Origin of the sequence: Winogradskyella sp. J14-2 (assembly GCF_001971725.1) — a bacterium.
Classification (GTDB): Bacteria; Bacteroidota; Bacteroidia; order Flavobacteriales; family Flavobacteriaceae; genus Winogradskyella.
Window position 1 is genome coordinate 2583335 of record NZ_CP019388.1, and the last position, 12890, is coordinate 2596224.

At 33.8% G+C, this 12890-nt stretch carries 13 protein-coding genes; 7 read left to right on the forward strand and 6 right to left on the reverse strand.

Annotated features, from left to right (window positions below):
* The gene (gene hemL / locus BWZ20_RS11570; protein ID WP_076620162.1) at positions 1-1287 is read left to right on the forward strand and encodes a glutamate-1-semialdehyde 2,1-aminomutase; all 1287 of its coding nucleotides are present in this window, start codon (positions 1-3) and stop codon (positions 1285-1287) included.
* 52 nt (positions 1288-1339) lie between these two features.
* On the opposite strand, the gene BWZ20_RS11575 is transcribed toward hemL, so the two are convergent.
* The 3 genes from BWZ20_RS11575 to BWZ20_RS11585 all read right to left on the reverse strand — a co-directional run bounded on the left by BWZ20_RS11575 (position 1340) and on the right by BWZ20_RS11585 (position 3775).
* The gene (locus BWZ20_RS11575; protein ID WP_076620163.1) at positions 1340-1681 is read right to left on the reverse strand and encodes a hypothetical protein; all 342 of its coding nucleotides are present in this window, start codon (positions 1679-1681) and stop codon (positions 1340-1342) included.
* A gap of 80 nt (positions 1682-1761) precedes the next feature.
* Entirely contained in the window at positions 1762-2214 is a 453-nt protein-coding gene (locus tag BWZ20_RS11580; protein ID WP_076620164.1) for a hypothetical protein, read from the reverse strand.
* A gap of 64 nt (positions 2215-2278) precedes the next feature.
* Complete coding sequence (locus BWZ20_RS11585; protein ID WP_076620165.1) at positions 2279-3775, reverse strand: hypothetical protein; 1497 nt, start codon at positions 3773-3775, stop codon at positions 2279-2281.
* A 152-nt stretch (positions 3776-3927) separates the two neighbouring features.
* Between BWZ20_RS11585 and BWZ20_RS11590 the strand changes: the two genes are divergently transcribed.
* The 6 genes from BWZ20_RS11590 to BWZ20_RS11615 all read left to right on the forward strand — a co-directional run bounded on the left by BWZ20_RS11590 (position 3928) and on the right by BWZ20_RS11615 (position 7321).
* Entirely contained in the window at positions 3928-4110 is a 183-nt protein-coding gene (locus BWZ20_RS11590) for a hypothetical protein (RefSeq protein WP_076620167.1), read from the forward strand.
* A 22-nt stretch (positions 4111-4132) separates the two neighbouring features.
* Positions 4133-4579 (forward strand): hypothetical protein, encoded by a 447-nt coding sequence (locus BWZ20_RS11595; RefSeq protein ID WP_157358407.1) that lies wholly within the window; start codon positions 4133-4135, stop codon positions 4577-4579.
* Between the two features lie 32 nt (positions 4580-4611).
* The gene (locus tag BWZ20_RS11600) at positions 4612-5091 is read left to right on the forward strand and encodes a hypothetical protein (protein ID WP_076620171.1); all 480 of its coding nucleotides are present in this window, start codon (positions 4612-4614) and stop codon (positions 5089-5091) included.
* 71 nt (positions 5092-5162) lie between these two features.
* Positions 5163-5432: a hypothetical protein gene (locus tag BWZ20_RS11605; RefSeq protein ID WP_076620173.1), complete on the forward strand. Its 270-nt coding sequence runs from the start codon at positions 5163-5165 to the stop codon at positions 5430-5432.
* Positions 5433-5443: 11 nt separating this feature from the next.
* A complete protein-coding gene (locus tag BWZ20_RS11610) occupies positions 5444-6730 on the forward strand; it encodes a DUF2157 domain-containing protein (protein ID WP_076620175.1) in 1287 nt (428 codons plus the stop codon).
* Between the two features lie 18 nt (positions 6731-6748).
* On the forward strand, positions 6749-7321 hold the full coding sequence (locus BWZ20_RS11615; protein WP_083677213.1) for a GDYXXLXY domain-containing protein: 573 nt from the start codon (positions 6749-6751) through the stop codon (positions 7319-7321).
* Between the two features lie 92 nt (positions 7322-7413).
* Here the strand turns inward: BWZ20_RS11615 and BWZ20_RS11620 are convergent, their stop codons facing one another.
* From BWZ20_RS11620 to lysS, 3 genes are all read right to left on the reverse strand, one after another.
* The gene (locus BWZ20_RS11620; protein ID WP_232217103.1) at positions 7414-9900 is read right to left on the reverse strand and encodes a zinc-dependent metalloprotease; all 2487 of its coding nucleotides are present in this window, start codon (positions 9898-9900) and stop codon (positions 7414-7416) included.
* Between the two features lie 94 nt (positions 9901-9994).
* The gene (locus BWZ20_RS11625) at positions 9995-10975 is read right to left on the reverse strand and encodes a hypothetical protein (RefSeq protein WP_232217104.1); all 981 of its coding nucleotides are present in this window, start codon (positions 10973-10975) and stop codon (positions 9995-9997) included.
* 151 nt (positions 10976-11126) lie between these two features.
* A complete protein-coding gene (lysS, locus tag BWZ20_RS11630; RefSeq protein ID WP_076620177.1) occupies positions 11127-12815 on the reverse strand; it encodes a lysine--tRNA ligase in 1689 nt (562 codons plus the stop codon).
* Positions 12816-12890 lie beyond the last annotated feature (75 nt).

Sequence of the window (12890 nt, forward strand, 5' to 3'; positions counted from 1 at the left end):
ATGTTATATCAAAGAAGTAGTGCTTTGTTTAAAGAAGCACAGAACGTTATACCTGGAGGTGTTAACTCTCCAGTAAGAGCATTTAAAGCTGTAGGAGGTACGCCAATTTTTGCTAAATCGGCAAAAGGAGCGTACATCTATGACGAAGATGGTAACCGTTTTATAGATTACATTAATTCTTGGGGACCAATGTTGTTGGGTCATGCATTTCCGCCAGTTGTAGACGCTGTAATTGAAAAAACAAAAGAAGGAACCTCTTTTGGGATGCCAACCGCTTTAGAAACTGAGATTGCAGAATTAGCAGTCTCTATGGTGCCTAATATTGATAAAATCCGTTTTGTGAATTCTGGTACAGAGGCATGTATGAGCGCTATTCGATTAGCACGAGGTTTTACTAAAAAAGATAAAATTATAAAATTTGCTGGCTGCTATCATGGTCATAGCGATTCGTTCTTAATTGCAGCAGGCAGTGGTGCGGTTACTTTTGGTACACCAAATAGTCCTGGAGTAACTCAAGGTACTGCTAAGGATACTCTTTTGGCAAGGTATAATGATATTGAAAATGTAAAATCATTAGTTGAAGCAAATAAAGATGAAATTGCTGCTATCATTGTAGAACCGGTGGCTGGTAATATGGGGTGTATTCCTCCAGTTGAAGGCTTTTTAGAAGGCTTAAAAGCAGTTTGTGATGCTAATAATATGCTGTTGATTTTTGATGAAGTGATGACAGGTTTTAGACTTGCTAAAGGAGGGGTTCAGGAGTTAAAAGGGGTAGATGCAGATATCGTGTGTTTTGGTAAAGTAGTAGGTGGTGGTTTGCCTGTTGGAGCCTTTGCTGCAAGAAACGAGATAATGAATCATTTGGCGCCTTTAGGGCCTGTTTATCAAGCAGGAACATTAAGTGGAAATCCTTTAGCTATGGCAGCAGGATTAGCTATGCTAAAAGCTATAAATAGAGATAAGGGTTTAATGAATAGGCTAGAGGAAAAAACAAAATATCTCCATAATGGAATAGCTGATGCTTTAAATAAGAATAATGTTACCCATACCATTAATCGTATCGGATCAATGATTTCAGTTCACTTTTCTGATGAGCCAGTTGTGGATTTTGAAAGTGCAGCAAAAGGGAATAATGAAACCTTTAAGAAATTTTTTCATGGCATGTTAAATAGAGCTATATATATAGCTCCAAGCGCCTTTGAAAGTTGGTTTATTACGGACGCCTTGTCCTATCAAGACTTAAATGAAACCATTGCAGCCGTTGAGGAGGTGGCAAAAGCATTGTAATAAAAAAAGCTCCGCAATTGCGAAGCTTTTTTTATAATTTAATCAATATAAGTTATTCTTCTGATAAGGCTTTGTATTTTGAGAACTGCTCATCGTTTAAAATGTCTTTCATTGTTGTCTCTAACCTTTTCTTATTTTTTTCTGTTTCGGCTGGCAGCGTATTTTCATTTCTAGATAAGCTAAGCTCAGTGTTTAAGAAAAGTTTTAATGCTTCATATACTTGCTCTTTTTGATTTTTATCAAATTTTAGAGCTCTTTCAAGGGTTTCTGTTTTTTCAGAAGCTTTAGCGTTAATCTCTAATTTGTCTTCTAGTTTAGTATTTTGCGCAGTAAGCGTTTGGTTGCCAATAAATATGGCAAACACAAATACACAAAGAGTAATTACCTTTTTCATTATGGATTATTTAGTTAAATATAGATTACTAAAATAACAATTTTATTCAAACATTTGGCATTTATTCTTTCTAGAACAAATTAATTCTTTATACTCAGTTTTTTTTGTCTGTTTTTTTCTTCGACTTTACGCTTGTTTTGGTAGTTCTTAAATTGCTCTGAGGTTAGAACTTCTTTAAGTTTGGTGTTTATCGTTTCTTTGTTTCCGTTTTTTTGTTTGGCAATCTTTTGTTTAATTTCGTTTTTATTGTTGCTGTTTTTAGATGCAATAAGCTTCTTTATTTTTTCTTTATTTTTAAGCTCTTCTTCAAAATGTATTAAAAAAATATCAAAAACTCTCTGCTGTTGCTCTGCAGAAAGATTTAATTCTTTGGATAGTTTACGGGTTTCGGTTTTGGCCAATACTTTTGGGTTGTCATCTTGAACCAACTTTTGTTGGCTTTTCTTGGTAGTCTCTCTTTTAACTTCAATTTTTTCTTGGGCGCCAAGATTGAATGCTACAAACGATAGAAGGATTAAAATTAATTTTTTCATCTTTAATTGATATAAGATTTAGAAGTTTAAAAATAGTGATTTTTAAGATGCTATCCGCACAGTACTAAGAATTTATGAGATTTAATGTTGTATTGTAGAGTGTGCTGTCTTCTGTTTTGTTCTTTAGCCAGGCATAAAAACTTATGACGAAAATATCTTCCTTATCAATGGTGTTTGACTCAAAAGTCGATTTTAATTTTAATGAAAAATCAGTATCCATTATAGTTTCAGGTTTTTGATACAAACGTTCGGCATAGTTGACGAAGCTTAATATTCTGGATTGATTAATTTGCTTTAGGTAAGATGTGTATTTGCGTTTAAAACTTTTTAATCTTGAATAGAATAAGTCGTCTTCATTCAACTCTATATAAAGTAAAATTTCAGCAAGATTTTTTTTAATTACCCAATCTATACCTGCTTTTTCAATATAATATTGGTCTGTGTGATAAAATTTTGCAAGTACAGATTTTGCTTTTGAAAAATCTTCTTTCTGAAAGTGAAACATTAAAAGAGAAAGATGTAAATCTAAAAGCGCCTCTATGTCGCTATGTTTTTTCTTAATGACCTGTTCAGCAATGTCTATGGCTTTATTCTGATTATTTAGGTAATTGTAGTTTAGGGCTTCTACTAAGGTTTTCTTAAGTATAAACTCTTTTTGGTAGGTTCCTTTTTTTAGCTTCATCAGTTCTTCCATCTCTGTAATATAGCTTAATGAAGCTTCAAATTTTTTATTTCTAAAGAGCGTATTTGCAATAATATAAACGATTTGTATTTGGTAAAACAACTGCTTCTCTGTATCCTTTTTGTCTTTTAGGATGTTATAGCTTTTTAAAACAAAATTTTCAATTTCATAATACCGATTTGTGGCCAATGCAGAGATATTGACAATCGCCAAAATCTGGTATAAGGATTTAAAGGAAAGTGACTCACTAAGTTCAATGCTGTAATCTTTAAGAATAGATTCTAGTTCTGCTTCAAAATTAATGGCTTTTCCTTGGTAGCTCATAGAATTTAATACAGACTTTAGTTGAGCGTAAACAATATTCAACTGATCTTCCAGAATATGCTTTTTTCTATTTTCTCTTTGCTTAAAGATGAGGTTGTCTAGGTTTATTTTTTGATAATTTGGTGCGTACTGAATTTTGGTATGGTAGATTTCATTAAGAATTGGAAAGAGTAAATGTTCGTCTGCCAAACGTTCTGCCTTATCCAGAATTTTGTAGGCAATCTCATAGTTTTTTTGAAGCAGATAAGTGCGAGATGCAAGAATGTATTTAATAATCTGCATGTCTATTGAATTCTCGTCCTCCAGATTTTTATTGGCAGTGAAATCGATTAAAGATTGAAAGAGACGTTTCCTTAAAGCGTGATATGCATTGCAATTATCAACTTTATATAGCTGATAACAAATGGATTTAGAATCTAATTCAGGCTTTGTCATTAACCTGAATAATTCAATATTCTTTGTGTCCTTACGCTTGTTTTTTTGCTGAAGGTAAGCGGTGAATTTTTGTTGATCTTCTACGCTAAAGGCATCTATGATTGATTTTAATGCTGTCATTTAATCGTCATAAAAATATGTATTATTATCAATAAATATAATATATAATTGTATTAAAGGTAAAATTATATCGTCAGTAATTACGTAATTTTAGTTTTTATGTGAGTTAGATTTATTCAAAATTTGTCTCGTAATCATTAAAACAAAGTATTATGAAATCTAAATCTAATTTTACTAAAGCAGAGCGTATCTGGGCAGGTCTTTTTTTTAGCGTTCTAGGTTTAATAGCTGTGTATTCGCAGACCATATCTGGTTATTTAATTGATGCCTATAACCAGAATGTAGAGTTTTTAGCTAACAACACTGTAAACAGTTCAAATATTTTGAGATACTAAAATGAGGGAAAAGCGCTTAAATATGGCTTTCTTCATTACTGTAGGAATATCAGTAGTAGTTTTTATTTATCTGGTCTTTTTGGGATATGATGAAATAAAAACCTTTAAAGATGTCGTAAAGATTATAGGATCTATTTTGTTTCCAATACCAATACTGTTCTTTACAAGATTTATCGTTATTCAACATTTTATGCCTGTAAACTCTGATGAGTACAAAGCGAAAAACCAAAAACCAGCAACAATTTTATTAGCAGTTTCTGTTGTAGTTGTGCTATTGCTAATGCAAGCTTTAGAATTTCTAACCCATAAGAAACTCGAAGATGCATTGATTCTTGCTCATCTTATAAACTCTACATCAATAAGTTCTTACGTATTTAATTTTTTATTGTATAACAATCTAAAAGCCAATGGTATATTAAGCGGAGTGCTTATGGCTTTAGCAATTCATATGTTCTTTTTATCTGCTTAAAACTAAATGTACAATCATCAAATTTTAATATTATGAATATCATTAAAACACCAAAAAAACAGACTAATGTAAGTAAGAGAGAGTTGCTTTTTACATTTCAGACTATTATTGTCACCGGATTACTTGCTTTTACAGCTATAGCATTTTTCTTCTATAATAACTTAAGCGTTGTAAAAGGCATTAAAGTCATCTTTGCGCCTTTTTTATCAGTTGTTCCTTTACTGTTTGTGCTTTCCGTCTTAAGGGATTTAAGAAAAGGTTTTATAGAGGATAATTACACTAAAAAAGAGATTATCAAGTTCGGGTTAATAACCTTAGGGATAACAGCATCCTTTACAGCAATAACCTTGTTGTTATCTAGGATTGATGCTTTAGAAATTCTGTTGGCAGGTATAATTGCGATACTGAGTACTGTATTTTTTCTTCGAAGCAAAATAAAGGACATTTTAGGCATGTCTATCGTTACAGGTATTGCTGAAGGTATCATCGTATATATGATTTTTTTGTTTTGATGATTGGTTAGTTAGTAACCCAAAACCTCGCAGATTGGTTTAGAGCTGCGAGGTTTTAAATTAAAAAAGAAATGAAATCAGATTATATAAAAAGTATAATACTAATCCTATTAGGATTTTTAACTATTCCACTTTTAGAAATTCTTCCAGTTCAAGGTGGTGGAGCTTCTTTAATAATAGTAATTACAATTCCCTTTCTTGTTTTAGTTAGTGTGATAATGACAATAGTTTATTCATTATATTACAAAAAGAAGAAAAGTGAAAACATGAAAAAGAAAGCTTTTATAATTATGGCTTTAATACTAATTGCTCTAAATCTGCTAATATTTCCTCATGGATAAATTTAAATATCATGAAATCAAAACTATTAAACGATATATCAGAACTTTTAGAGAACAATATAATTTCTCAAGAAGTTGCCTTAAATATCACAGCGTATTATAAATCGAAGGAAGATAACCAGCCCAATAGACTATTTACCGTTTTCGGAGTCTTGGGAGCTACATTGGTAGGTTTGGGAATTATCCTAATACTGGCACACAATTGGGATAATTTCTCAAGAAGCATAAAAACATGTTTTGCATTTTTACCACTGGTTATTGGTCAAATTATTTCAGGATTTACAATTCTTAAAAAGAAAAGTCAGGCTTGGAAAGAATCCTCAGGAACGTTTCTCTTTTTTGCTATTGGAGCTTCCATCGCACTAGTTAGTCAGATTTATAATATACCAGGTGATTTAGGTAGTTTTTTATTTACATGGATAGTGCTGGCATTACCCATAATTTATCTGCTCAATTCTAAAGCGGTATCAATTCTCATTACTGTGTTTGCAAGTTATTACGCGTGCGAACTAGGATACGATTTTGGTTATAAAGACAGCACTCCTTGGATGTATTTGGTTTTTATTTTGGCAACACTACCATTTTATTTAAAGCTGTTAAAAACATCGCCTCTAGCAAATTCAACATCCATTTTCAATTGGCTTTATGTTTTAAGTTTAACTATTGTATTAGGTACTTTTATTAACAGCAATTGGCCAGTAGGCTTTTTAATGTATGCCATGCTGTTCGGTGTTTTTTATAATCTCGGAAAAACACCGATTTACAAAGATCAACAATTAAGACGAAATAGTTTTACCATCATAGGCTCCTTGGGTTCTGTGGTTTTGTTGACGATTCTATCTTTCAATATTATTTGGGAAGACCTTGTAAAAAGAGCCTCAATAGCAATGAACACTCAAGAAATGTTAATCGCGACTGTTTTGCTGATAGTAGCATTTGTGGTGTTACTCTATTCCAAAAAGAATGAAAAAAACGAAAGTTTCAACCTGTTTCAGTATGTTTTTTTAGTAGTTGCAATAATCTTCTTTATAGGTATGGCAAATGCTATTGCAGCAACTGTTTTAACCAATATTCTGCTTTTGGTTATGGGACTTTCAGCAATAAAAATAGGAGCAGATACATTTCGTTTTAGTGTGCTTAATTATGGACTGTTGATTGTAACCGCAGTTATAGTCTGTCGTTTTTTTGATATAGATATACGTTTTGAGGTTAAAGGGCTTCTTTTCGTTGCTGTCGGATTTGGATTCTTCTTAACCAACTATATAATGCTTAAAAAGAAGAAAGAATTAAATCGTTAAACCTTAAATTTAAAACACATGAAAACGATACACATTTTTATACTATTCGTAGTGGTTGCGGTTATACAATTATATGTACCAGCAAAAATGATTTTAGATAGGGAAGATGTTTTAAAAACAGGAATAACCTACAAGTTTAAAACACGACCTGTTGATCCTAATGATCCATTTAGAGGAAAATACATTACTTTAAACTATGAAATGAATTCTGCCAAAACCAACGATTCAATTTGGAAACGAGGCGAAACGATTTTTGTTTATCTAGAAAATGATAGTCTTGGTTATGCTAAGGTTCATAGTGTAAGTAAAGAAAAGAAAGATATAGATAGAGATTATGTTGAGACTAAAGTCCGTTGGAATTATGGTAATTCAAATACTGTTAATTTTGAGTTACCTTTTGATAGGTTTTATATGGAAGAAACTAAAGCAAAACCAGCAGAAGATATTTACAGAAAATATAACAGACGTCGAGATACTCTAAATCAAACATACGCTTTGGTTGCGATTAAAAACGGGAAGGCTGTTTTAAAAGACGTCTACATAAATGATAAGCCAATTGCTTATTACTTAGAAATAGAGGATGAAAACTGATAGAAGAAAATTTTAGAAATTTATTTTATACAATAATGAATAAAAAAGGCTTCAAATTCAATTGAAGCCTTTTAAAAAATATTTATTTCAGATTATTTAGGATCTAAAATATTATTGATACGCTCTATCGCATCAGCAATATGAATTCTGCTCATTGCATCTCCACCACGAGCATTTCTTAATTGCGAACGTAAAGTCTTTAATTCTGCTCTTACAACAGCTCTAATATCTGACTGGCTAGTGTTTACAGCTGTCATTTTTAAGTAAGGGCTTGGTGATCTTCCACTTTGGTTTTCAGCAGTCATTAAATACGCTAAACGATCGATGTGTGCACGTTGTAAGTTACGACGATAAGTGTCTATTTTTTTACCTGTACGTAATTCGCTCCACACACCTTTGCGTAAATCACTCATCATATCTGTTAAAGCATAAGCATTACTGTCATAAGTATGTGCTTCAGTTAAACGTTGCATTTTGCCCAAGCTTAAAATGTTATTTAATGTTCTGGCTTGCATAGCACGCAAGCGTTCTACAGAACCAGAATACTCTATACGGTCAAAGATGTTTTTATCAATTAACCACTCTGGTGTAGTAAATAAATTATCTTGAATAAATTCCATTGCTTCTTTTTGGTGAGCTTTAGGTACAGGTGTGTAAACTACACCGTCTTGGTCTGCTGTTTTGTAGTGCTCATAAACACCTCCAATGTTATTAGAAACGTGTCCCATGTATCTATTAAATTGCGATACTACATGACCATACATTTCCTGTAAATCATCATAATCTTCACCAGCTTCCGTAGTCCATTCTATTAAGTTAGGCACTATACGTTTAAGGTTTTTAATACCATACTCACTTGCAAGCATTGCGTTATCACCTAAATCTTCAGTTTGTGAACTCGGGTCATGAATATCGCCAACTTGTTGATGACCAAAACGATACATTGGGTCTCCTGCATGTTCAGTAATCCATTGGTTAAGGATTTCTTTTTCTTCTTCAGGTGATTTGTCTAAAATAGGTCTGTAACCCCATTCAATAGCGTATTTGTCATAAACACCAATATCAGGCATAAGTGCAACACCTTCATCGCCAGGTTGAGCCACATAGTTGAAACGTGCATAATCCATTATAGATGGTGCAGTTCCATATTTTTGAGTGAACTCAGCATCTCTAAGTTTTTCAACAGGATAAGCAACACTACTTCCCATGTTATGTGGAAGACCAAGTGTGTGTCCAACTTCGTGAGCAGATACAAAACGAATTAATCGTCCCATAACTTCATCTTTAAATTCAGGACTTTGAGCTTCAGGATTTATAGCAGCAGTTTGTACAAAGAACCAACCACGAAGAAGCGACATTACATTATGATACCAGTTAATATCACTTTCTAAAATCTCACCTGTTCTAGGATCACTTACGTGAGGCCCGTTTGCATTTGGAATAGGTGAGGCCAGATATCTAACTACAGAATAGCGAACATCTTCTGGTGTCCATTCTGGGTCTTCTTCTACTGAAGGCGGATCTTTAGCAATGATAGCCTCCTTAAAGCCCGCAGCCTCGAAAGCTACTTGCCAGTCTTCAATACCTTGTTTAATGTATTTTCTCCATTTTTCAGGTGTAGCTCTGTCTATGTAGTAAACAATTTGTTTTTTAGGAACTACAAGCTCACCACGTTTAAATTTCTCAATATCTTCATCTCTAACTTCTAACCTCCAACGATCTAAATAAGTTAGAGATTTACTTCTTTGATCTTCTAATCCATAATCTGTAGTACTGCTTGTAAACCAGCCAACACGCTCATCGAAATAACGACGTTTCATAGGGTTTTCTGGTAATAGAATCATGGAGTTGTTGATTTCTATTGAAATGCTACCTGTGCTAGAGTTAGAAGGTGGAGAACCAGCAGCATACGTTTTTACATGACGTGCTTCGATGTTTCTAGGGTAACTTTTTATAGTCTCAATAAATGATTTGTCACTTTCTAATCTGGTAACCTTATATGGTCGTCTTCTAAACGTCGGAAGCCCGAGCGATTTTACATCTTTTTCAAATAAAGGTGATGCATCAATAACTGTACTGGTAGAATCTTTACCGTAAGCTTTTATGGGAAATGTGAAGAGTACAGGTTCAAAATTAGAGTTTTTAACAGCTTCGTTTACCGGTAGTGAATCGGCAGCAGTAACATTGTAAGATACTACACGTAAAACTACTTTTTTGCCTTTCTTTTCCCAGCGTAAAACTTGTTCGTTTTGCTTTCCTCCACCAAAACCTAGGCCACTAGCAGTTTTAGCAATACGTGTTACCATTAGCATCTCTCTATCAAAAAGTGAATCTGGTATTTCGTAGTAGAACTTATCTTCTAAAGTATGAACGGTAAATAAACCTTCATCACTTATAGCATCTTTTGTGATGACTTTGTCATAAGGTTTTGGGTCATTTTTACCTAATTTCTTCCCTGCAGGTTTTGCCATTGCTGTGGCATCAGTTTTCTTAGATTTGCTGGCTTTTTTTGCAGTAGAGCACGAGAATGCCAAAAAAGCAGAAGCTACAAAAAGTAGCTTAATGGATAGTTGTTTCACTTTATGTCGGTTTTAAAAAATTTGCATGAAAATAAGGATTCTATTAAGAATCTTTCAGTTTTAAAACCTACTTTATAATTTTTTTAACGCAAGGTTACAGCGTATCTAGGTATGCTTGTAAAAGTTCTACACCTTCCGTATGTATTGTGGTTGTGCCAATAAACGGCATGCTAAACCCTTCGTTATACTCCGAAATTCTTAACGAAATACTGAATTTTCTCTGAGCTATTTTAGAGTCTTCTAGTGATGTGTCAAAAGCCAATCGCAATGTTGATTCCTCTTCACAGTCGCCACCTTCGATATGACAGTGTGCACAATTAATATCAAAGTACGATCTAGCTCTATCCTCAAGAGATTCAGAAGTATTTTTCCAATTAACTACTGATGACACTTCAGAACTGCTAGAAACACCAGTTAAGTGACCACTATTTACAAATTCATCTAATTGATTAAATCCATTAACTTCAAAATTCATATTTCTAAGTTTTGGTCCAATTGGTGTTGCATTATCATAAGTGTGATGACAGGTAAAGCAATCTGTGTTAGATGGTATTTCGTAATTTACTGAGTTGCTTTCGCCATCAGCATCAATCCAAGTTACAGGAACCGTGCTTCCGTTAAAATCTAATACGGCCTCTGTTTGCTCTTCATTCCATTTGTAATCACCCGTTTCCCATTCACCATTAATTTTTATAAGCACACGTGTTTCAATAATGGTCTTTCCTAAGGTTAAATCGCGTTCGTCATTATTATAGTAAAATGTTTTAGCAATTACTGTATTGTCGGGAAAAATTGGCAAACCGTCACCATCATACTGCATTGAAGTATTTTCTGGTAACGCAATTAATCGCTGTTTGTGCGCGTAATCTGTAAAAAGCTGTGAATTAAGTTCGTACTTAAAGGCGCGAGAAGAACTATTTAAATCTCCAAGATTTCCAGTAAATAGGTTTAATTCTGAAAGATTAGGCCTAAACTCTGCAATCACTAAAGGATCTTGTACAGGTGTTATATCATCATCGTTTTCACATGAAAATGCAACTAGTAGAATTGCGAAAAGAAGCGTGAGTTTTTTCATTTTTTGATAAGTGGCTGATTCATAGCGAATGTGAAAATAATAAAAAAGCTTTAATCCGCAAGTTGTAATATAATAATGTGTATTGATTTTAAATAAAAAAGGAATCATCTTTTGATAATTCCTTTTCAAACCCAATATTTTTTATTTATATCTAGATTACTTCAACAAACAACCCTTCATCAGTTTTTTCAACTTTGGTTAAGCCGTGTTTTCCTAAGCCTTTAATTCCTTTATCCCAACCCTTATTGCTTAAGCCAGATTGTGCCTTAAGTTCATTTAAATCCATGCGCTGTGCTTTCTTAAGAATTTCAAAAATGGTTTTTTCGTTATCGCTTAAATCCACTTTTTTCTTTTCTGGTCGCATTTGTGGGAAGAACAATACTTCTTGTATACTTTGGTTATTGGTTAAGAACATAATCAATCGGTCCATACCAATTCCCATACCGGAAGTTGGTGGCATACCATATTCTAAAGCACGTAAGAAGTCAAAGTCAATAAATTCTGTAGCTTCATCATCGCCTTTTTGTGCTAGTTTTAACTGGTGTTCAAAACGCTCGCGTTGGTCTATTGGGTCATTAAGCTCAGAATACGCATTGGCGATTTCCTTACCACAAACCATAAGCTCAAAACGCTCAGTTAATTCAGGATTTTCTCTATGCTCTTTACATAACGGACTCATCTCTTTAGGGTAGTCTGTAATGAATGTTGGTTGTATATAGTTGCCTTCACATTTCTCGCCAAAAATCTCATCAATCAGCTTGCCTTTACCCATGGTGTCGTCTACTTCAATACCCATGTCTTTGGCAGCAGATCTAATTTCAGATTCAGATTTACCATAGATGTCAAATCCGGTGAATTCTAAGATAGAATCGCGCATGGTAATACGTTTGTAAGGTGCTTTAAAGTTGATTTTATGCTCACCAAACGTAGCTTCAGTGGTTCCATTAACCGCAACAGCACAATGCTCTAATAACTTTTCGCAGAAGTCCATCATCCAATTGTAATCCTTGTAAGCAACGTAGATTTCCATTGCTGTAAACTCAGGATTATGGGTTCTGTCCATACCTTCGTTACGGAAGTTTTTAGAGAACTCATAAACACCCTCAAAACCACCAACGATTAAACGCTTTAAGTAAAGCTCATTGGCAATTCTCATATACAACGGAATGTCTAATGTGTTGTGATGTGTTACAAATGGTCTTGCCGCAGCACCACCAGGAATTGGTTGTAAAATTGGTGTTTCAACTTCAAAATAACCAGCGTCATTAAAAAACTGACGCATAGCGTTGAATAATTTTGTACGCTTTACAAACACATCTTTTACGTGCGGATTTACAGCCAAATCAGCATAACGCTGTCTGTAACGCTGCTCTGGGTCTGTAAATGCATCGTAGGTTTTTCCGTCTTTTTGCTTTGGGATAGGTAATGGTTTTAAGGCTTTGCTCAACAGTTTAAACTGCTTTACCATGACTGTTTTTTCACCAACTTTGGTGGTGAACAATTCGCCTTCAATACCAATAAAATCGCCTAAATCGATTAATTTTTTAAAGACATCGTTGTATAACGACTTGTCTTCGCCTGGGCAAATCACATCTCTATTAAAATACACCTGAATGCGTCCTTCGCTATCTTGTAACTGTGCAAAAGAAGCCTTTCCTTGAACATTAATTGCCATTAGACGACCAGCAACAACCACCTGTTTACCTTCTTCATAGTCAGATTTTATCTGTTTGGAAGTATGCGTAACTGGGTATAAATCGGCTGGATAAGGATTAATCCCTAAAGCACGAAGTTTTTCTAACTTTTGGCGTCTTACTAATTCTTGTTCTGAAAGTTGCATTCTTGCTTATTTTAAAAATGCAAAATTACATTATTTCATAGAATTATAGAGTCGCTTTTGACAGAACTTCTCGAT